Origin of the sequence: Bacteroides thetaiotaomicron VPI-5482, assembly GCF_000011065.1 — a bacterium.
Lineage (GTDB): Bacteria > Bacteroidota > Bacteroidia > Bacteroidales > Bacteroidaceae > Bacteroides > Bacteroides thetaiotaomicron.
The window spans coordinates 5,912,313-5,934,197 of the sequence record NC_004663.1 but is presented as its reverse complement, the minus strand read 5'-3'; the positions used below and the strand labels follow the sequence as shown (position 1 = coordinate 5,934,197).

The following is a 21,885-nucleotide window of genomic DNA, read 5'->3' as shown; positions in this document are numbered from 1 at the left end:
CTATAACTTTACTCTTTCAATAATTGATTCGCTCTAAGGAAATTCACAAACGAATCAATTATTTTAGAATTACGATTAATAATATCAGTTTCAGTAAAATCACTATATGAATTACTTATCTCCGCCAATTCTACAATTTGAGAGCCATTCTTTTCCTGACCATTAGCAGTGGTAAAACCTTTATAATATTTTACTTTATCTACAAAGCGATAGTCGGAAGCTCTGATATTCAATCTTTTTTCAAGAAGAACCTTATTTCCAAGTATTTCTACATTCTGAGGATTTGATAAACCTTTTTCTTTATCCAGTCTGTTTCGTGCATATATATGTTCTATATCGAATTTGGTTTCCAATGACAATAATGATTGATTATCATATTGAAAAGCCCACCAAGTAATCATTGATTTTGTAATCGCACGACTATTATTGAATGCATAATTTGTTATTTGCGCACGATAACGTTCTTCTGAAAATTTGAAATCTGAGAATGTTACATCTTCTCCTCTGATTATCTTAACCATTTCTGCATATACAGGAGTACGCAAAGAGTTAACACCTGGATTAGTTATAGCATAAGCCCATATGAAAGCTGTTATACAATCCAAGAAACGACAAAAAGCATTTTCTTCTATTTCATCATTTTCATTACGATGGTACATAAAATACACAGAAGTGATATACGTCCACATTCCATTAGGAGCATAACTAAGTACGAACAAACGCTTTAGGACTTTATCTGAGAAACGTTCTGTCTCCTGATTGCTAACATCTTGCCAAAATTTGGCAAGGCTTACAAGATTACTCAATGTCTTTGGCTGATGCAAAAGAGGATAACTGCCATCTCCTTCATAAAACTTGCGCAAAGCTTCTGTTGTTGATGATTTTATCTCTGCAAGTGCTCGCTCATAATACATATATCTTGTAAACAATTCATCTAATGGTGTACCATAAATTGGATGAAACACTTCGCTAGTAATCTTATCTAGATTTTTCCACGTTTCTATAAATTCATCTTTTTTACCAAACGATGAATAATATTTATAAAGTTGCGCCTTAAAAATATCTGCATCAGAGAGAGGTTTCCCTCTATCATTCAAGGTTGAGAAAATTCTTAATGCCGTATTTTGTGATTCCGCCTCTATTGGTAAAAGCACACAGTTATTTAACACTCGTGCCGGGAAATATGCAAAATACGATGGATAATTACTTAAAAAAACATCTATCTTTTCAACGAAGAAATTGAAATTCTTTGCGTAACGACTTTTTTTGCCAATTCCTTGTCCATCTTTCAATATTGCAATAAACTCTTCTTTATCTTCATCCGTAGCAACCTGTGAATTGATTTTCAGAGCAGATGTTTCAAACTCTCCAAATTCATTAGCTCTCCAAATACATTTTTCAATATCCTCCTTCATCCGTTTTGAGCGAGGGTCTTTCATACTACCTAGTTTATTATAAAAAGCCCTTAACAAAAGCATAAGTGTCGTTAAACGTTGCTGCCCATCAATTACCTCCATTTGGTTTCTATTCTTAAATGTTACTATAGGACCAAGGAAATACTCTTCATCGTCAATAAATTGGTCACAGTCATCATTTGGGAAAGAGAACGAAAACAAATCATCCCATAAAGTTTTACACTCCATCTCACCCCACGCATATGGGCGTTGGTAATCAGGTATAAGGAAGTTGTATTTCGATTCTTGAAAAAGGCTTTTCACCTTTTTCTGTTCAATATTTAAGTTTGCCATCTTATTGCTTATTTTTATATTCTAATCAATTAAACTCAATAATAACATCAGAAAGGCTTGTATATTATTACCTATCTTTTTTATCGGTTATTAAGTCCTTCAAATCTACCTGCAATATCGATGCAAACTGTTGAAGTGTCTGCAAATTAGGTTGAATCCGATTGCAAGCATAGGCATTGACCATACTAAAACTCATATCAAGCTGTTTCGCCAACCACGTCTGAGAGATACCTTTTTCCAAAAGAACTGCCTTTAGTCTATTTAGCTTCATTGTTTGATACGATTTTATAATGCAAATGTAGTGAATTATATTCAATATCAGGATTGTTTTTGTACTTTTGTAGCTACATGAACCCCAACTTATAACGTGAAAATCAAAAAGATGATAAGAACATGCACATATTTGATGAATATTTAAATGATACAGATTAGGAGAAACGTGAACGAGCCAAATTATGGAGAGCTTCCATAGGCTTACAAACTGTCGATAATCTGCGTGTATCAAATTTTCTCATAGACACAGCTCGTAAACATATAGAGGGAGAAATATCAATGGACGAAGTTAGTAGAATGATAAATGAACATTATAAGAAGCCTAAAGAATCTTAGTTCTCTATTTTGTTGAATAAAAAGAATCCTACTCATATAAAATTTAGGACTGAACCTATGCAATTAACACATAGCTTCAGTCTCATTAAACTACTCTCGTCTCTTTCTATTAAAGTCAGGATGAACAATGATGTTACTTTTGAAAGACCTAATGTATCCATAGCATTAATGGTGGAGCACAAAATAATGGATATGAGAGCGTACAGGTTCTAAAAAGAATAAAGTATTTATTTTCGGCATCATCCGCAAAAAGCCATCCGACAATGATGTCAATTCTGAAGATAACCACTACCTTTGTCTCAATTCAAAAACACAAATATGTATCTGACAAGTATGACTCACGAGGAACTGTATGCCGAAGTGCATAAGGACCTCATCGAAATATCGACCAAAGCAAATATGTTCATGGATAAGGTTCGTAAGAAAACAAAGAACATGCTGCCATATCCTTTGGCGACCCAGCGTATAACCCTCACCACCACCCGAAGAAATGTGTGGACAGTAGTGGGAAAACATAATTCATATATGCAAGGCGTAGGATTTCAGGCTTATGCCCCCATTATCGGCACTTCAAGCAATGGCTATATCCAAATGACGGGGTTCAAGTCCCGCGATAGGGTGATGCATTACACAGCACATTTCATGCAACGATATAAAGAGCGCTACATCGATCATTATCAAATAGACCGCAAAGGGGAAAACATATTCGAATACTTTGTGTATAACAATCCGCAAGTCTTGTATACTCGCAAAAATAATGGCGGCTATTTCATCGTTTCCGACCATGGTATCGCTGTAGCCGATTTCAGCGAAGGACTAAAATTCATGACCCATGTCACTTTTCTGGGAGATGATGAACTGACGCTAAAGAAACAGCTCATCTATGATGAGGAAATCAAAATCTACAAAGGGGCACTTGAGCTGAAACGGTTAAAATCAAGAAAACAAAAGGATGATCTCGTCACGATTTGGAATGTTGCCAAGAAGCATAATGCAGGTATTGAGATGGTAAAACGATGGTACCAATGGAATGGAGTAAAAGTGGATGAAGATTATCTTCAACAATGCATTGATCTCATTGAGAAATATAATGTCCAGTCACTCGATCAATTTGCGGAACTTATGTCCCGACAATAAAAAGGATCCTTATGAGAACTATCGAGCACGAAGCTGCCAGAAAGCTACGGCAGCCGCAGCGGCTACATTGAGTGAATCGACGCCGTGCGACATAGGAATACGGACTACGTAGTCAGCTTCTGCAATCGTTTCCGGCGAAAGTCCGTCCCCTTCGGTACCCATCACGATAGCCAATCTGGGTTCGGTTGCCAGGACAGGATCATCAATGGAAACAGAGTTGTCCGTGAGTGCCATGGCAGCTGTACGGAAGCCCAACTTGCCCAAGTCGCTGAGAGAACCGTCCATCCAAGTCCATGGTACAAGGAAGACCGTTCCCATCGATACTCTGACTGCACGACGGTTCAACGGGTCACAAGAGTTACGCGTCAGTAGTACGGCATCAATTCCCAGGGCGGCTGCCGAACGGAAAATAGCACCGATGTTGGTTGTATCAACAACACCATCGATCACGACGATGCGCCGGGCTTCCCGACAGACTTCTGCCATACTGCGCACCGCAGGACGACGCATGGCACAAAGAACACCACGTGTCAGGACATAACCGGTCAATGTAGCAAGCAGTTCCCTGCTACCCGTATAGACAGGCACATTGCCACAACGTTCAATGATGTTGGAGGCATCGCCAGTGATATGTTTATGCTCACACAAAATGGCTAAAGGTTCATAACCGGCGTCCAGAGCTCTCTCTATGACCTTTGGACTTTCTACGATAAAAATACCCTTGTCAGGCTCGATACGATTGCGTAACTGAGCCTCGGTAAGAGTACAGAATATCTCAACTCCGGGATGAGACAAAGAGGATATTTCGACAACAGGCATATTCTTATTTATTACTTTCAGTTTGACATACAATCGCTACCTTGATGACGCCGTCCAGCTTGTTTTCAAAGATACGATATGCCTCCTCAATCTCGTTCAGCGAACAGCGATGGGTAATAAGAGGAGTGGTATCAATCTTTCCCTCTTCAATCAGACTGAGGATCTCAGCACAGTCACAGCCGTCTACACCTCCTGTTTTGAAAGTCAAATTCTTGCCATACATCTCAGGCAAAGGAAAAAGCAGAGGTTTGTCATAAAGAGCCACAATCGTGACTATCGCATTGGGACGGGCACAGTCCCACGCCATCCGGAAACTATCTTCGGTCCCCGCCACTTCCAGAACAACATCAGCTCCACTGTGATCACTGTTTTGGAGTACAAACTCCTTGCAGTTCTCAGGTGTCGTTATCAGTACATCGGGATAATGTTCACGGACAAACTGAATCCTTTCAGGGGACTTTTCACAGACAATGATACGCTTCGGATTCTTCAGCATCGAGCAGAGCAAAGTACAAATTCCGGTAGGTCCGGCACCAATGAGGAGGATAGTATCTTTCTCCGTAATCTCCGAGATACGAGTTGCCCAGAAGCCTGTGGCAAGGACATCACCGACAAAAAGAGCCTGTTCATCACTGACTGTATCGGGAATACGGTTCAGTCCTTGATCGGCATAAGGTACTCTGACATATTCCGCCTGCCCGCCGTCGATACGGCAGCCTAAAGCCCAGCCACCGTTGGGGTCGGTACAGTTGTTGACATATCCGTGATGACAAAAGAAACACTCTCCACAGAAAGTCTCGACATTCACGGTTACTCTGTCGCCGGGTCTGACTGATGTAACTTCAGCTCCCACCTCTTCCACGACACCTACCATCTCGTGTCCAACCGTTATTCCGGGTACTGCACGCGGCACACTACCGTGTTTGATATGCAGGTCACTGGTACAGATACTGCCAAGAGTCACACGCACGATTGCATCCCGTGCATCCGTAATTTTCGGTTCCGGTTTTTCTCGCAATTCAAATTTTCCGTGTTCAATATATGTGTATGCAAGCATAATCTCTTCTTTATTTAATGAATAGATCCATTGCAAAGATAGTGATTTCAAAAAGAAATCGCATAGAACAATGGTATTAGCTTATCAATCATTTCTCATTCTTGAAAGAAAGCCTTACATTTGTAGAGAATACAAAACTTGTATCCCTTGCTATCATAAATAAAACAAAGTCAACAAATGAAAGAAGAACCCGACAGCCTGTCTGTCCCTTACAATTTTGCCCGTTGCTTCAACGACCAATGCCCACAAGCCTCCAAATGCTTACGCCACATAGCTGCACAATATAACGGAGCCGACTATCTTTATATCACCAGCGTTAATCCGGCACGCTATCCTGCGGACGGGAATCAATGCGAATGTTTTAAAACGGCTGTAAAAGTTCATGTAACATGGGGACTTAAACGGTTGCTTGACAGGATTCCTTATGAAGACGCAGTCAGTATCCGATCACAGTTGGTGGGACACTATGGGAAAACAGGATATTACCGCCTCTATCGTGGAGAACGAGGCCTTATGCCCAAAGATCAAGCTTATATAAAACAATTGTTTCGTAACAAAGGAATAAAAGAAGAGCCTGCTTACCAACGCTACACAGAAGAATATATATGGTAAGTTGCTGTCATCTGTCACCAAACAGGAGATAACAGATTAATTATCAACGAATCAGCCCGTGACAGCAGGAGGTGATTGCATTGTGACGGCATTTTTGCTGTCACAATGCAATCACACATTTATTATTTGTTCCCGCTACCCGGTCACTAACTTTACGACATGGTAAAGCGTACCGCTACGTACATGTTTGGAGGGGATTTCCTGCTTTTTCAGTATTCTTCCAAATGAATTGACCCTTTTCACGGACATCGGTATCGAACTATTTCTCTGAATATCTTCCATAATCTCCGCCGGAGACAACCACTCCCCTTCTTCAGGCTGTGCGGCACGAAAATAACGAAAAAACAACTGTTCTTCCGGAGGAACTTGCTCAAATTCACGATTGTTTTCCATCATAATCTTTTCATCCTCCTGGTCGAACCAATAGCGTTCGCCATGTTCCAATTCATACATGGCTTGCGCGTAAAGCTGCTCATAATCTATCGGACGATTCGTGTCAATCACTCCCGTCACTTCGATACAGATGAAACGACGGCTACCGGAAGGATCGGTCAACAGGTCTTTTTGATTACTCGTAGCGATAAATGAAGCATACCGGCGCATTTCGAGCACGGCACTGGCATGAGGTTTCCGCATATTTACCACAGGCTTTTGCAGAATATGTTTCAAGAAGCCCTGTTGTGTCGAACTGACCTGATCAAATTCATCAATATTGATGAGCGCAAAACGATTGAGATAAAGTTCCGCATCTTTCTTTCGCGAGAAATCAATGCTGTCAGTATAATAGGAACGTTCCGAAGGTGGCATTATACTCCGGCAAAAGGTAGATTTTCGCGTCCCTTGCGCCCCGACCAGCAATGGCGAAACACTGTTCGCGTATTTTTTATCATACCCTCTCCAATGAGAAACCATATTGAGAAACCAGCGGTGAAACAAGTCTGTCCAATACGGATTCCGGCAAGGAACGGTAGCTGCCAATTCACGGATACGGTCTTTACCGTCCCATCCGGGAAGTCGATAGAGAAAATCCTCCAACGGATTGAATACAGGCACGCGATTTGAATAGATATAACGGCTGATATCCCTGTCCCACAGTGGAATACCCTCCATTTGTGCATCCAGGGCAATGCTATTCAGCGCCCGTTTGTCGAGAGGATTGAAACGAAAACGGAAAGACAGCCTTTCCCGATATTCCACCTCAGCGATTTGTGTGTTATAGCGAAATTCATAACGGCGTTTCATGAATTCTTCGGTCTGTAAGGCTAGCTGTTGCTCTTTGCTCAGACTGATATTTTTGCCGAAACCTTTACATTCGAGATATACGTTGCCAATCATCTCCCGGATCAGCACTTCTTGTTTATACATATAGAAATGAAAAACGGTACGTTTCACGACTTCTTCCTGAGGCAATCCCGAAGCAAAACAATTTTTGGCCAATTGTACGACCAATGGTTGCCATTTATCTTCCCGTAATTGGAGGCCTGCTTCGCTAAGATCTGTATAAGCTTTCCGAAAAGCTGCTTCAAAAAGCATCAAAAAAGCATTTTCTGCATCATATCCCGGCACGGCACGAGTCAACGGAGACTTCTCTGCCTGCACTGCCTCCCGGAAAGTCTTCTCTTCGGGCATCGCTGTGGGCTGCGAGAGATAAAATTGCACGGAATTCGGACGATACATAATATCCGGATCATAAGACAATCGCGAATATTGCTCCAAAGTCGGCTCTTTGGGAAGTATATCGAACGGGATTTGGGGCTGATAACATTTCACAGCCAGCCGATAGGCGTGAGCGTGAAACAGTTCCGCCTCTTCCCGTGTTTTGGGCAGTGAGTTATCCGGACGAGTAAAAGTGGTCCATATCTTCACCGTTTTTCCACTCGAACCCATAAAAGCGCAACGGGTCTGCGGTTGTTCACTCGCTTTTTGTTTCACCAGAGCTATCTCCGATTTATTGGACAGGGGACCGACAGTCAGTTCAACAATACCATTATACGCTTTCATCTGCTTCTGCCCGTTTACTTTTCTAAATTCTGCGGCAGGAATTATCTCGGGAAGCTTGTCGGCAAACATACACCGATCATCTGGAAGCATATATCTTAATTCTTCTCTGAAAGTGGAAACCGGACGGGATTTTATCTCTGTTTTTACTTTGTTTACCAGTTTTTCAAGATCCAGTACGCTGAGCGCTGTTGTATCTCCATTTTTACGGAATTGGGTAATTTTCATTTATATAATAATAGGTTGTTTGTGTCAGCGTCTTCGTGTCGTTGAGACTGCTAAATTACTCATTATATCCGGGACCGACAAGAAAAAACGAAAGTTTAATATAGAAAAGGCTGACCCTAAAGAAGCAATCTAAGCTGGGTCATGATAAGGTTATAGCACTGAATTAGTTTCGTCGCCTTGAAACCATAGTTTCAGCGAAGAGAAACCATAGTTTCAAAGGCTTGAAACTTTAGTTCCAACAGCTTGGAATCATTAGTTTCAAGCGTTTGGAACTATGGTTTCAAGCATTTGGAACTTTAGTTTCAAACTGCAAAACAAACTGTTTCAAGGTTTAGAAAAGATAGTTACATACCGTGATGAAATCAACGACTTCAAAACATATCCCGAATCACAAATACAAGGGTGACAGCATAATTGCCATCACAGTGCTGTCACCCACTGCTGTCACATCATTAACTATTTATAATCTGATAGTTAGAATGAAATCGGTGACAGATGACAGATATATTCTTCTTTTTAATTTATAGGGAGTGACAGCCAGACGGATGCAAAGTTATAAGACTTTAAAATATTTCGTGTGTTCAACCATTTTCCGCCATCGCATTATATTCTGCAATTTTCTCTTTGCAAAGACGTTCAGTCATTTCCTTTAGAATCTCTAAACGTGAAATTAAGTATTCCAGCTGTTCGCGTGTAATTTTGTAATCTTTGTTATAGCGGGCCTCGATATAGGCTCGGCATAACAGATCGAAACACTCTTTTTCATCATCCGTATTTTGAGGAAAAACCGTTACCAGTTCCATCGAAAAGCTCTTTACCCTCCCACCAAGGTCTTGAAGTCTGTGACTTTTCGGACGGTAATTCGTAAAAACCATCAATATAGTATTATAAAGTTTCTCACAAGATTGATGAAGCATAAAGGCAGAAAGGTTGTATTTTTCTTTAAGTATAAAATAATCCTTTACACCAGTTAGGAAGTCACAAGCATAAGGGAAAAGTTTATCAAATTCATTTTGTGCAATATCCCGAATCTCCCTAAAGCTCAACTTCCGTGGTTTAGCCAATTGACATTTGCCACTATCGTAAAGCAAAATTCCTTCCTTTATAATATCTGTAAAGAAATACTGGCTAACCTCTAGATTATTGTTAACCGTATTTATATGTTCGACAATGAATTGCGGAAAAGCGTGACGACGGTATTCAAACAAATCATGATATTTGTTAGTGATACGCTCCAGTTTTCTTTCTGCCCGCTTGACTGCTCCGTTGGTGATGACAAGAATATCATAATCACTCTGATACGAGGTACGAACACCGAACTCTATTTTAGTATCCCATAAAACATAATTACCCCTGGCATAACTCCCGAACAGGATAATCATCTGACAGTTATCGACGCTTTTGCAGACTAAGTCCAGCAGAACTGTCAGTTCTTCCTGCGTTCGCTTGGGCAAATGTTTTATAGACTTCTTCATGAACACTTATTTTGATGACCTTACAAAGGTAAGAACTTTACCATATCAAGCCAACAAGGATACCAAAAATCTTATATGAATGATCCATTTCAGACTGTTCATTTATTCGATGACGGAAAGTATCAAAGAACAGTCCGCCTATACCGACATAGCATCTCTACGAACAGTCCCTTTTCAGTTATCCCTACCGCAACATTTCTTATATTTCTTTCCGCTCCCACAAGGGCAAGGATCATTCCGTCCGATTTTCGTTCCGGAGAATGTATCATAAAACATACCATCAACCATTTTTTGCATTTCAGGAGTGATATCCATGCCTGCTGCTTTCATCGTTGGTCCGGCAACGATACGAGGAGGAGTTTTCACCGATTCACCCCTACCAAGTAAAGCAGATGCTTCGGTGGACGAGTGACCTTTCAAGAACCAACGGGGACAATCATTACAATAGTTTACAGCTATTCCAACCACTTCCTGAAGTTCTTGCATAGAAAGCACCTTCGTGTCTATTGCCGAAACAATAGCAGACATCGGATTTTCGTTCATCTGTATTGCATACCACAGCCACTGTATCTTAGCCTCAGCCAGTTCTTCATTATAACCTAATTTCCTCATCATAAACCCTTTCAGTTCATCCGAATGCGGATTGGAAATATAGAACACAGGCATCGTTCCAGCCGACAAAACCTCTTCGACGGTAAACTTCTTCAAACTTTTTATAGCACGATGTGCATATAATCTTTCCTCCAAGTCCTCAACGTCCAATAATAAGGGAGATCGAACATACATAACAGAATTATATATATCTTCCATATCAAACGTCAGTTGTCTCATCAACATTGAGTTTGATAAACCTTTAGCAATTTCGTCCTTTGTCATTGAGCCCTTCAAGTATCCGGTCAGTTGCTTCAAGAATTCCGTATAAGGTAAGAGACCATAAAGATTTAAAATTCCTAAAGCATACTGCTCCAGCACAAAACGGCTGTTCTCTTCCGTCGATGTCAAAAACTTATCAATATGGGGAGCAACCGCTTCACGCAACTCATCACAAATCATATAACGAATCTTGTCTCCGTTCAAACTACACTCGACCGCAACAAAAGAAAGCAATTCTAATGTACTCGTCATTATCATATTAGGTTCTTCCACATAGGTATTGGCTCCTGCTTTTACCAATTTTTGAAGGAGCAACCATTCATAATGTGTCAACTGCGAAATCCATATATCCGGACAAGTAAGAACAGCTTCTGCAAGACAGGATACATACTCTTCTTTTCGCAATTTTGAAGGAACGGAAAGAAGAAGCAACTGTGCTATATCTTTCAATTCTTCTTTTGTACTCAATCTTAAACCATCCGCCAACTTCACCGACGATTTAAACAACTCTGAATGACATTTTAACATATAGAAGGCTTATTATTTTGTTTACCGACAAAAATAGATAATTCTTATGTAGGATTACTATTTCCAAGTAAATATTTGCTGATAAAATTAGTATTTATATCTTTGTGACTCTTAAAACCCAAATACAAACCAATTAATGAAAAAATTAGTATGCGCTCATTCATCCTGCTTCTCTGTCTGATCCCCACTATTATCTGTGCACAGAATCTTTCTCTGGAGGACCAACTCAAACAGGCTATCAAAGGCAAGAAAGCTGAAATCGGTATTGCCGTCATTATCGACGGAAAAGATACGGTAACTGTCAACAATGACATTCATTATCCATTGATGAGTGTATTCAAATTTCATCAGGCGTTGGCATTGGCTGATTATATGGGAAAGCAGCAACAGTCATTGAACTTTGAACTGACCATAAAGAAAGAGGATTTAAAACCCGATACTTATAGTCCGCTGCGAGATAGTTTTCCACAGGGAGGATTCAATATAGACATTGCGGATTTATTAAATTACACCCTGCAACAAAGTGACAACAATGCTTGTGATATTCTGTTTCAATATCAGGGAGGGGTAGATACGGTGAACCAGTACATCCATTCCCTGGGCGTTACGGATTGTGCCATTGTCTGTACGGAAAACGATATGCACCAAGACGAAAGTCTGTGTTATCAAAACTGGACTACTCCGCTGGCCGCCGCGAGACTCTTGGAGATATTCCGCAAAGAAGCACTGTTCCCGCAGGAATACAAAGACTTCATCTATCAGACCATGACAGAATGCCAGACCGGACAAGATCGACTGGTTGCTCCATTGCTCGGCAAAGAAGTTACAATCGGCCACAAGACAGGGACGGGTGACCGCAATGCCAAAGGACAACAGGTAGCCTGCAATGATATCGGCTTCGTCCTCCTGCCCGACGGACACGCTTACAGTATAGCTGTCTTCGTCAAAGATTCCGAAGAGAATAATCAGGAGAACAGTAAAATCATTGCGGACATCTCACGTATCGTTTACGAATATGTGACGCATCAATAAAATAGAAGTATAACAACATTAACTACGATTCTTATGAAGCTACATCATATCGCCATCTGGACTTTCCGTCTGGAAGAATTAAAAGATTTCTATGTCCGCTTTCTGGGCGGGACAAGTAATGAGAAATATATCAATCCCAAGAAGGGATTCGAATCATACTTTATCTCTTTTGATGAAGGTCCCACTCTGGAGTTGATGAGTCGGGCAGATGTGCAGAATACCCCGATAGAGGAAAACAGGCGGGGACTGACACATCTTGCGTTCACATTTCCCAGCAAGGAGGAGATTCTTCGCTTTACGGAAGAAATGCGCTCCGAGGGGTATACCATAGTAGGTGAACCACGCACTTCGGGCGACGGATACTTTGAGAGCGTTGTACTCGACCCCGACGGAAATCGTTTGGAATGTGTATACAAGAAAGAACCGGAAGCAGAAAGAACCGAAGCGGCTCTATGCCCGAATATCGAAACGAAACGTCTGCTGCTGCGCCCTTTTCAGGAGAATGACGCAGAAGCATTCTTTGCCTGTTGCCAGAACCCCAATTTGGGGAATAATGCCGGATGGGCTCCCCACAAGACGTTGAATGAATCCCGTGAAATCCTTCACGGCGCATTTATAGGACAGGAAGGTATATGGGCTGTTACATTAAAAGATACACAGCAATTGATAGCTTCCATCGGCATCGTACCCGATCCGAAACGGGAAAATCCTCAGGTACGTATGCTGGGATATTGGCTGGACGAACCGTATTGGGGAAAAGGATACATGTCGGAAGCAGTGCAAGCCGTGCTCAACTATGGCTTCAACGAACTACAGCTCAGCCTCATCACTGCCAACTGTTATCCGCACAACAAACGTTCGCAACAAGTGCTGAAGCGAAACGGATTTATCTACGAAGGTACACTTCATCAGGCAGAACTGACCTATAACGGGAATATATATGATCATGAATGTTACTACATTCCCAATATAGCACGCCCCACCGAACAGGATTATGATGAACTGATCCAGCTGTGGGAGAAGTCTGTCCGCTCCACGCACCACTTCCTGACAGAAGAGAGTATCCAGTTCTATAAGCCACTGATACGCAACCACTATCTGCCGGCAGTAGAGCTCTCCATCATCCGCAACTCTCACGGAAAGATTGCCGCATTCATGGGATTGAGTGATGAGCTGATCGAGATGCTGTTTGTACACCCCGACGAACAGGGAAAGGGATACGGAAAGCGATTGATAGAGTATGCCATCCGCCAGAAGCAGATCGACAAGGTGGATGTGAACGAAGACAACGACCAGGCTCTCCGGTTCTATCAGCATCTGGGATTCGAGATCATCGGACGGGATGAAACGGACAGTATGGGCAAGCCGTATCCAATCTTGCACTTACAACTGACCGACGATAAAAAATAAGATACTGAACCCAAAATAGAAATGGACTTACGCACACAACTGGCCACTCGCTTCCATATAGAAAATATACGGGAACTGCTTCATTATATAAAAGAAGACGAACGGCTCAGAGAGGAAATTTACCGGCTGATCTTTGATGAGGATGACATCGTCTCTTATCAGGCATTGTGGGTCTGTACCCACTTCTCAAAACCTGAGGTAGAGTGGCTGACTCTGAAACAAGACGAACTGATAGACGCGGCACTTACCTGCCCGCATTCGGGAAAACGAAGGATGTTGCTGAACCTGCTATGCCAACAACAGCTAGCTGACCCTCCACGAGTGGACTTACTGGATTTCTGTATGGAACGGATGGTATCAAGACAAGAACCGGCAGGAGTGCAGTCTCTTTGCATCAAACTTGCCTATCAACTGACCTGCTCCATCCCCGAACTACAGCAAGAATTGCGCACTATGCTGGAGATAATGGAACCGGAATTGTTGGTTCCTGCCATACGTTCAGTAAGAAAAAACACATTGAAAGCTATCAAAGCAAAGAAAAAGAAAGAACATCCGAACTCATAATATATTCAGATGGAATATCTGGGAAATACCTGTGACGGAAATCTGTATACCGATGCAAAAGGTAAAAAAGGCAACGAGTTTATTAATGATCTGATTTCCTACAGGTCCCAGTTTCTGAATGATCCTCTGTCCCTGTGAAAGAAACACATAGAGTATCCCAGCCATACAAATAATAACCAGCGCAATGACCAGATAATTGATTCCGGTATGCAACAGTTTACCTTTCACACTGGCAGATGCCATCAAAGTAAAGATCACGGATATACTGCCCGGACCGATACTGATAGGAAACGTGATAGGATAAAATATCTTCTGTTCGATACTCTTCCACTTGAAGCTGTCCACATTCTGGCTGGTCCCTTCTTTATCGGAAGAATTGGAATCACCCAGCAATTCTATCGCCGTCTTACAAATGAGTATTCCACCACCCAGTTGAATCACGGGAATCGCCAGACCGAAAATCAATAAGAATAAATGACCTATCAGCAAAGTGCCTACACCGATCATTATAAAGTTAATGGTTAGTTTCTGAATAGCAGTTTTTCGTTGTGAAGGATCGAGGTCTGCAAAAAATCCATTGACGACAAAACCGTTTCCTAAAGGATTGATCACCGGAAACAGCGCCATAAAAGAAGATGAAAATATGATTAAAAGACTACTTAAAGACATAACGCTCAATTTTTAATTGCTTCATGATTATTTGAATACATCTATAATATGTAAAACACTCAGCGGCGCTTATGGATGCCACAATGAGGACAAACCTCTTATTATTTTGATATTTTAACCGATTTCCGTGTATTTACATATTTTGCATCCAATAAATAAAACAAAAGGCCGCTTCCTTTGCAGGAAACAGCCTTATCTTATCTTTTCGTCGTTACTCAATTAAAATAGTACAGGAACACAGCAATCCCTTCAAGGGCTTTCTTCGGCTGATCCTTAATCTCAATTGCAAATTTGATTTCGGCTTTTGCCACACCACGCAGATTGGTCAGTGAGTGCAGAGTAGTCACCAGACGCACACTTTGTCCGGACAAAACGGCCTGACCGAATTTCATCTTATCCATCCCGTAGTTGATCATCATTTTTAGATTGTTCACCTGAATAATCTGATTCCACAGGTAAGGAAGCATGGAAAGCGTCAGATAACCGTGAGCAATCGTACTGTGATACGGACTGTCTACTTTTGCACGTTCTGTGTCTACATGAATCCACTGATGATCCAGTGTTGCGTCTGCAAAAAGGTTGATACGTTCCTGAGAGAGTTCCACATAATCGGAAACACCTATTTGTTGCCCTACCAGCTTTTCAAATTCTTCGTACGAGTTGATAATAACTTTTTCCATCGTCTCATCGTTTTATGGGGGTTATACATATTGATTAATGGGGCAAAAATAGGAAAAATAAATGATATGCCACCTATTTACATGACAAAAGCGTTAACATAAAATTTCATAGATGCTCCTGTCCGTTGAATGCCTGCTTCAGCGCCGTACTTAATATCCGATACCCTTTTCCATTCAAATGCAGATCGTCAATAGTCAGCTCCGGATTTAATCTGCCGTTCTTCAGTAATTGATCAAAAACATCCAGATAAATGATACCTGTCCCTGTCAGTTTTGCAACTATCTTCTCATTCAGCATACGGATGAACTTGTTCACAGCCGTACTATAATCATCGTAGTCATTACGGGGAAAAATACAAAAGAGATAAGTTTTAACCTTTGGAACCGCAAGAACAGCTTTCACATACCGCTCTACATAATCATCTGTATTTTCTTCATTCAGCTGATAAATGTCATTGCTCCCGAACTGAATCACTACCTGGCAGTCGGATGTATCTTCATGAAATGACTCGACATACGCCAGCCCTTCTCCGGGAGCACCGTAGTTCAGACATTCCCATTGAGGGAAATATACATTCAGTGCCCAGAATGCCATGTGGCTGTTACCTACAAAAGCGAATTTTGGTTTGTCTTCCATTTTATTCCTCTATTTTATTCCAACTACAAAACAAATATAGAATAAAATTCGCGGATTTGCCTTACTTTTGCAATCAATAACGATATTCAGATAAGAATCAATGATACATTTTTTCGACCAACCGGTTTCCCATATTGCACTACCGGAAAGGTTTACATACCCTTTCAACTATACTCCTCATCCGCTATGTGTATTAGCGGCCGAAGAAGTCAAAGCTTATATCTCGACAAAGAAAGAGTGGCTAGAGGAACTGACTCTCGGAAAAATGTTCGGAGTACTGATCGTACAAACCCAGGAAGAAGGATCTTCCTCTATCGGTTATCTTGCTGCTTTTTCCGGCAATCTGGCAGGAAAGAATCTGCATCCGTATTTCGTCCCACCTGTTTACGATTTGCTGCAACCACAGGGATTCTTTAAAATAGAAGAAGAACAAATTTCAGCTATCAATGTCCGTATCAGTGCATTGGAAGTTAATCCTCATTATCTGCACTTAAAAGAAAAACTGGACAGGGAAACGGAACAAACAAGGCTGGCTCTTATTCAAGCCAAAGAGGAACTAAAGACAGCAAAGAAAGAAAGGGAACTTCGCCGCAAGTCATCCCCTGCCCTGTCTAAAGAAGAACAGGACGCACTTGTTCGTGAAAGCCAATATCAGAAAGCGGAATTCAAGCGATTGGAACGGGGATGGAAAGAACGAATCAAAACGCTGGAAGAAGAGGTTATCACCTTTGAGACGGAAATAGAAAAACTAAAAAACGAACGAAAGCAACGTTCGGCAGCCTTACAGCAAAAGTTATTCGAACAGTTCCGTATGCTGAATGCGAAAGGAGAAATAAAAGACTTATGTACTATCTTTGAACAAACCGTACACAAAATCCCCCCTGCCGGAGCAGGCGAATGTGCCTTGCCCAAATTGCTGCAATATGCCTACCTTCACCAACTGAAGCCATTGGCTATGGCCGAGTTCTGGTGGGGAAACTCTCCGAAAACAGAGGTACGGCATCACGGTTATTATTACCCTTCGTGTAAAGGAAAATGCGAACCGATTCTGCAACACATGCTGCAAGGACTGGAAGTAGACGGGAATCCACTTTCGCCCCAAGCACACAGGAAGGAAGAATTAGAAATCGTTTTTGAGGACGAATGGCTGGTGGTAGTCAATAAGCCATCCGGTATGTTGTCTGTCCCCGGAAAAGAAGAGGAGACGGATTCCGTTTACCATCGTGTAAAAGCTAAATATCCGGAAGCTACCGGTCCCATGATTGTACACCGGCTGGATATGGCTACTTCGGGGTTGTTACTTGTCGCCAAAACTAAGGAAGTTCATCAACACTTGCAGGAACAGTTCATCAGTCGCAGTATTAAGAAGCGTTATGTAGCCTTGCTGGATAGAAATGGATTGAACCAGCAACTCGAAGAAACAGGAACCATCAATCTTCCTCTTTGCCTCAATCCGCTCGACCGCCCCCGGCAAATGGTCAGTGAAGAATACGGCAAACCGGCAGTTACCGAATACCGGATTCTGAACTATTCCGATAAGTACATACGCATCGCTTTTTATCCATTGACAGGGCGTACCCACCAACTACGGGTACATGCCGCCCATCATCAAGGATTAAACTACCCCATTCTGGGCGATGAACTCTATGGAAAAAAGGCGGACAGGCTCTATCTCCATGCTGAATATATTGAGTTCCGCCATCCCGTTTACGGCGATATCATCTGCATACAGAAGGAAGCGGAGTTCTAAAAATAGTTTCTTCCGATATGAACTAAATTCTTTTTGAAATGTATATAGGGGTAATTACTAACTTTCAAAAAGAACCTGACTATGAATTTTAAGTTTCGAATTACAAAGTATCTGGCAGTATCCGCACTGGCGGTGCTGCTGTTAGGAGCCTGCTCCAAAAACAACATTTATATGGATGTTGCCTATCCGAACGGAGAAGAAAATAGTGGCGGAGAAGAGGGAAACAATGACAATCCTGACAAAAAAGATGCACTCATTACTTTCAGTGCTTCCGTAGAAGGAAGAAATATAACGCGTGCCATGTCTCCGATGGGAAAAGGATTGCAGAGCTGGTTATGTGCCTACCCTTCCAATACCACCAATACGATAGAGGGAGAGCCTGTCGGTGAAGGCAACTATATCACTTCTTCTCCCGGAGTTTTGACGGGAATACAAAGTTATAAAATGTATCTCAGTAATGATATCTATAGTTTTTATGCGGTTTCCTGTAATTCCAGCAACCCCGCTCCTACCTTTACCAACGGCAAGTCCGAAGCATTATCCAATGGGGTGGATTATCTGTGGTGGCATGCCCTGCATCAGGATGTGACCAGTTCACAAGTCAACATTCCCATCACTTACCAGCACGTAGCCACTCAGGTCGTGATAACCATAACGGGAGGTGAGAATATTACACTCAACAAAGTACTCTCCGCCACTATTACTCCCACGAAACCGGGAGCTTTCATGGATCTGTCAACAGGGATCATTTCTTCAGAAGTCAGTTACGATAAGCCTGCCGACATGGGAATCAATGATTTCACGGTTCAATATATCATGCTTCCGCTGAAAAGTTCCGACCCGATGGCTTTAACGATGGAATTGATGGTCAACGGAGAAAGTTTCTCACGTACTTACAATACGACCATTACCCCGCCAGACAATATTCTGGCTGCCGGAAATTCATATCTTTTCCGTGCAGTAATCAACGAAAACTCCGTATCATTCGGTAACGTGAGCGTAAAAGACTGGACGGATGTAGATGAAAGCGGTAACCCGCTGTATCCGATACAAGACTAAAATATGATAAAGTGTGTGTCAAAAGTAACTAAACTCCCCTACGGGTATATTGACTTTTGACACACACTTCAATTATGCAACGACACTTGTCAGCACCTGACGTTTCAACCTGCGATAAACATAAATAAATGCAGGAATCAAAAACAAATCAGCCGCTATCCATGCCATCGGATCACCGTAACAAACAGCGATAAAGCCGAAAGCCGGGACGGCATAAATACTGACGAGAATACGTGCAATCATCTCCGACACTCCCGAAAACATAGCGAGATTAGTATATCCCACCCCCTGAATGGTATAACGCAGGATACAAAGTAACCCAAGCATCGGGAAGAAAGAGACTGATATATGCAGGAAAAGTTCTGTTTTCTCCAAGATCTCAATTTCCGACGGATCAACAAAAATCAAGGCAAAAGATTTGGCTCCCAGCATCAGAATCAAGAAAGTGACGGCTGTATAGATAACCATCATCAGCGTGCTGGCTTTAATCCCCGACCAAATACGTTCAGGCTTTCCGGCACCGTAATTCTGACCGCTAAAGGTAGCCATAGCCATACCCAGACTCTCCAACGGACAAAGGAAAAACATTTTGATACGCATCGCAGAAGTAAAAGCTGCCACACACGCCGTACCCAACGCATTATTCGCACTCTGAAGCATGATACTGCCAATGGCCGTAATGGAGAACTGCAATCCCATAGGAACGCCAATGGAAAGCAACGTCTTCGCCAGCTTCGACTGATACTTCCGTTCTTTCGGCGTGCCCCGCAGAATGTCAAACTTCCGATACATATAAACGTAACAAAGAAAAGCGGAAACTCCCTGCGAAAAGACAGTAGCAATGGCAGCTCCCATCACTCCCCAGCCCAGTACCAGAATACAGAATAAATCGAGAATAATATTGAGCACCGTAGCCAGTACCAAGAAATAGAAAGGTGTCTTACTATCTCCCAAAGCACGGATAATGCTCGACAACAGATTATAAAAGAAAGTACAAGGTATCCCGATGAAAGTAACAAGCAGATAAGCATACGCTCCTTCAAAGATATTCTCCGGTGTACGCATCATCTTCAGGATATCCGCACAATAAATACTGGTAAAGATGGCTATGACCACAGACATCACAACAGCAAGTTGCAGACTGACGGAAACGTAACTGCGCATCGTACTATAATCCCTCGCCCCAAACTTCTGTGCCACGGGGATACCGAATCCTCCACAACATCCGTTGCAGAAACCCAGAATAAGAAACACAACGGATGTACTAGCCCCGACAGAGGCTAACGCATTAATACCCAAAAACTTTCCTACAATTGCAGCATCAACAAGCGAATACGTTTGCTGCAACAGATTGCCGAACAAAAGCGGCAGAGTGAAATTAAAAATCAGAGGTAATGCCGGCCCCGCCGTCATCTCTTTAGAAGTTGCCATACGTCTATGTCCTAAAAATTGGCTGCAAAGATACAGAAAAATCCGGTTGAAAGATTCTAATCCCGCACCCTCTTTTTATTGACATAAATCAAAAAAAGACAAAGTGCCGGCAACTGTCTATCTCTTCACCAGTCTTTTCGGCGAACCATGCCAGGAACAACCCAGACAATAAACTTCCGTCAAATCAAATCCATCGGTGGAAGCTGCCGGATCTTTAGGCACAACTTCTCCATTTTCGAGTACATAGACCAAAAGACGCTCTTTACGGTCATTCACCACATATAGGGCAGCAATCTTGCATTGCGGACATAATAACTTTCTCATGCCGCAAAGATACGCATAGTTTCCAGCAACGGCAATCATTCCAGTGGAAGTTCTTTGCAGAATATGCGATCAGTTTATTATCTTTGCCGAAGTGAAGCCAGCCTCCAAAGCCAAAAGAAAACAAATGGAAACAGATAAAAAACCGCGTATCACTCAGGAAAAGAGAACAGTAGAGATCATGATCCGTCTCTATTGCCGGAAAAAAGAGAAGAATGCAACCCTTTGTCCGAAGTGCGAAGAGTTGCTCCGCTACGCACATGCCCGTCTTGACCATTGTCCGTTCGGAGAGAAAAAAAGCTCGTGCAAGAAGTGTCCCGTACATTGTTATAAGCCTGCCATGCGCAAACGGATGCGAGAGGTTATGCGGTTCTCCGGTCCCAGAATGTTATTCTATGCCCCTTTAGAGGCGATACGCCATTTATTCTCCTGAACGATAAAGCTATCCTAATGAATTCTAAATAGAAGAGTAATGAAAAAATTGACTATCTTTGTTCCAAAAAGATGAAACGAGCCATTATCATAGGCGCCACCTCCGGTATCGGAAAGGAAGTTGCCCAACGCCTCCTGTCCGAAGGATGGCAGATCGGCATAGCGGGAAGACGCCAGTCAGCTCTCGAAGAGTTCCGGCAAATCGCACCGGAACAGATAAAAATTCAATCACTGGACGTCACTCAGGAATACAGTGCCGGAAAGCTGGATGCGCTTATCCATCAACTAGGCGGTATGGATTTATTTTTGCTCAGTTCCGGCATCGGTTTCCAAAATATGGAATTGAATATGGAAATCGAGCTGAATACCGCACGTACCAATGTCGAAGGTTTCACACGAATGGTGGATACCGCTTTTTCCTATTTCAGGAACAATGGAGGCGGACATCTGGCTGTCATCAGTTCGATTGCCGGAACCAAAGGTCTGGGAGTTGCCCCTGCCTATTCTGCAACGAAACGCTTTCAGAACACATACATCGATGCGCTTGAACAACTCTCCCATCTGCAAAAGTTAGACATTCACTTTACCGATATTCGTCCGGGATTTGTAGCCACCGACTTGCTGAATGACGGAAAGCATTATCCTATGCTGATGAAAACCGACCAGGTAGGCCGCGACATTGTACGTGCACTTCATCGGAAACAGCGGGTAGCTATCATCGACGGACGTTATCGTATTCTCGTATTCTTCTGGCGAATGATTCCCCGATGGATATGGAAACGTTTGCCGGTGAAAACAAAATAGCAAGATCGGATA

At 42.3% G+C, this 21,885-nt stretch carries 21 protein-coding genes; 9 read left to right on the top strand and 12 right to left on the bottom strand.

The window, feature by feature from the left end; all coding sequences use genetic code 11:
• Window positions 1-8: 8 nt before the first annotated feature.
• Both BT_RS22775 and BT_RS22770 read right to left on the bottom strand, forming a co-directional pair.
• Window positions 9-1,748, bottom strand: coding sequence for a DUF262 domain-containing protein (locus tag BT_RS22775; protein ID WP_011109303.1), 1,740 nt, complete (start codon window positions 1,746-1,748; stop codon window positions 9-11).
• A 67-nt stretch (window positions 1,749-1,815) separates the two neighbouring features.
• The gene (locus BT_RS22770; RefSeq protein ID WP_055217103.1) at window positions 1,816-2,019 is read right to left on the bottom strand and encodes a helix-turn-helix domain-containing protein; all 204 of its coding nucleotides are present in this window, start codon (window positions 2,017-2,019) and stop codon (window positions 1,816-1,818) included.
• Between the two features lie 656 nt (window positions 2,020-2,675).
• Between BT_RS22770 and BT_RS22765 the strand changes: the two genes are divergently transcribed.
• On the top strand, window positions 2,676-3,494 hold the full coding sequence (locus BT_RS22765) for a hypothetical protein (RefSeq protein ID WP_011109301.1): 819 nt from the start codon (window positions 2,676-2,678) through the stop codon (window positions 3,492-3,494).
• Window positions 3,495-3,512: 18 nt separating this feature from the next.
• Here the strand turns inward: BT_RS22765 and BT_RS22760 are convergent, their stop codons facing one another.
• The gene (locus BT_RS22760) at window positions 3,513-4,313 is read right to left on the bottom strand and encodes a TrmH family RNA methyltransferase (RefSeq protein ID WP_011109300.1); all 801 of its coding nucleotides are present in this window, start codon (window positions 4,311-4,313) and stop codon (window positions 3,513-3,515) included.
• 4 nt (window positions 4,314-4,317) lie between these two features.
• Complete coding sequence (locus BT_RS22755; RefSeq protein ID WP_011109299.1) at window positions 4,318-5,370, bottom strand: alcohol dehydrogenase; 1,053 nt, start codon at window positions 5,368-5,370, stop codon at window positions 4,318-4,320.
• Window positions 5,371-5,547: 177 nt separating this feature from the next.
• Between BT_RS22755 and BT_RS22750 the strand changes: the two genes are divergently transcribed.
• A complete protein-coding gene (locus tag BT_RS22750; RefSeq protein WP_008760274.1) occupies window positions 5,548-5,982 on the top strand; it encodes a DUF6078 family protein in 435 nt (144 codons plus the stop codon).
• 135 nt (window positions 5,983-6,117) lie between these two features.
• On the opposite strand, the gene BT_RS22745 is transcribed toward BT_RS22750, so the two are convergent.
• The 3 genes from BT_RS22745 to BT_RS22735 all read right to left on the bottom strand — a co-directional run bounded on the left by BT_RS22745 (window position 6,118) and on the right by BT_RS22735 (window position 11,084).
• Window positions 6,118-8,208, bottom strand: coding sequence for a BT4734/BF3469 family protein (locus BT_RS22745; protein ID WP_105100233.1), 2,091 nt, complete (start codon window positions 8,206-8,208; stop codon window positions 6,118-6,120).
• Between the two features lie 581 nt (window positions 8,209-8,789).
• Window positions 8,790-9,683 (bottom strand): HEPN domain-containing protein, encoded by an 894-nt coding sequence (locus BT_RS22740; RefSeq protein ID WP_011109297.1) that lies wholly within the window; start codon window positions 9,681-9,683, stop codon window positions 8,790-8,792.
• 174 nt (window positions 9,684-9,857) lie between these two features.
• Window positions 9,858-11,084, bottom strand: coding sequence for a YecA family protein (locus BT_RS22735; protein ID WP_011109296.1), 1,227 nt, complete (start codon window positions 11,082-11,084; stop codon window positions 9,858-9,860).
• A gap of 150 nt (window positions 11,085-11,234) precedes the next feature.
• Here BT_RS22735 and bla point away from each other — a divergent pair, with 150 nt between their 5' ends.
• The 3 genes from bla to BT_RS22720 are packed head-to-tail and all read left to right on the top strand — an operon-like array spanning window position 11,235 to window position 14,090.
• On the top strand, window positions 11,235-12,116 hold the full coding sequence (gene bla, locus BT_RS22730; protein ID WP_011109295.1) for a class A beta-lactamase, subclass A2: 882 nt from the start codon (window positions 11,235-11,237) through the stop codon (window positions 12,114-12,116).
• 33 nt (window positions 12,117-12,149) lie between these two features.
• Entirely contained in the window at window positions 12,150-13,526 is a 1,377-nt protein-coding gene (locus BT_RS22725) for a GNAT family N-acetyltransferase (protein WP_011109294.1), read from the top strand.
• A gap of 21 nt (window positions 13,527-13,547) precedes the next feature.
• Window positions 13,548-14,090 carry a hypothetical protein gene (locus BT_RS22720; protein ID WP_011109293.1) on the top strand — a complete coding sequence of 181 codons (543 nt, stop codon included), beginning with the start codon at window positions 13,548-13,550 and terminating at the stop codon, window positions 14,088-14,090.
• Here the strand turns inward: BT_RS22720 and BT_RS22715 are convergent.
• From BT_RS22715 to BT_RS22705, 3 genes are all read right to left on the bottom strand, one after another.
• A complete protein-coding gene (locus tag BT_RS22715) occupies window positions 14,085-14,759 on the bottom strand; it encodes a MarC family protein (protein ID WP_008764656.1) in 675 nt (224 codons plus the stop codon). The genes BT_RS22720 and BT_RS22715 overlap by 6 nt on opposite strands.
• 215 nt (window positions 14,760-14,974) lie before the next feature.
• Window positions 14,975-15,439 carry a MaoC family dehydratase gene (locus BT_RS22710; RefSeq protein ID WP_004301986.1) on the bottom strand — a complete coding sequence of 155 codons (465 nt, stop codon included), beginning with the start codon at window positions 15,437-15,439 and terminating at the stop codon, window positions 14,975-14,977.
• Between the two features lie 106 nt (window positions 15,440-15,545).
• Window positions 15,546-16,076 (bottom strand): SGNH/GDSL hydrolase family protein, encoded by a 531-nt coding sequence (locus tag BT_RS22705; RefSeq protein ID WP_011109292.1) that lies wholly within the window; start codon window positions 16,074-16,076, stop codon window positions 15,546-15,548.
• Between the two features lie 100 nt (window positions 16,077-16,176).
• Between BT_RS22705 and BT_RS22700 the strand changes: the two genes are divergently transcribed.
• Complete coding sequence (locus BT_RS22700) at window positions 16,177-17,826, top strand: RluA family pseudouridine synthase (RefSeq protein WP_011109291.1); 1,650 nt, start codon at window positions 16,177-16,179, stop codon at window positions 17,824-17,826.
• Window positions 17,827-17,907: 81 nt separating this feature from the next.
• A complete protein-coding gene (locus BT_RS22695) occupies window positions 17,908-18,885 on the top strand; it encodes a fimbrillin family protein (protein ID WP_008760153.1) in 978 nt (325 codons plus the stop codon).
• Window positions 18,886-18,957: 72 nt separating this feature from the next.
• Here BT_RS22695 and BT_RS22690 read toward each other — a convergent pair whose 3' ends face one another.
• Both BT_RS22690 and BT_RS22685 read right to left on the bottom strand, forming a co-directional pair.
• On the bottom strand, window positions 18,958-20,316 hold the full coding sequence (locus BT_RS22690; protein ID WP_011109290.1) for an MATE family efflux transporter: 1,359 nt from the start codon (window positions 20,314-20,316) through the stop codon (window positions 18,958-18,960).
• Window positions 20,317-20,433: 117 nt separating this feature from the next.
• Window positions 20,434-20,679 (bottom strand): hypothetical protein, encoded by a 246-nt coding sequence (locus tag BT_RS22685; RefSeq protein ID WP_008760151.1) that lies wholly within the window; start codon window positions 20,677-20,679, stop codon window positions 20,434-20,436.
• A gap of 85 nt (window positions 20,680-20,764) precedes the next feature.
• Here BT_RS22685 and BT_RS22680 point away from each other — a divergent pair, with 85 nt between their 5' ends.
• Window positions 20,765-21,070, top strand: coding sequence for a nitrous oxide-stimulated promoter family protein (locus tag BT_RS22680; RefSeq protein ID WP_008760150.1), 306 nt, complete (start codon window positions 20,765-20,767; stop codon window positions 21,068-21,070).
• 71 nt (window positions 21,071-21,141) lie between these two features.
• Window positions 21,142-21,873, top strand: coding sequence for an SDR family NAD(P)-dependent oxidoreductase (locus BT_RS22675; RefSeq protein ID WP_011109289.1), 732 nt, complete (start codon window positions 21,142-21,144; stop codon window positions 21,871-21,873).
• The last annotated feature ends 12 nt before the right edge of the window (window positions 21,874-21,885 follow it).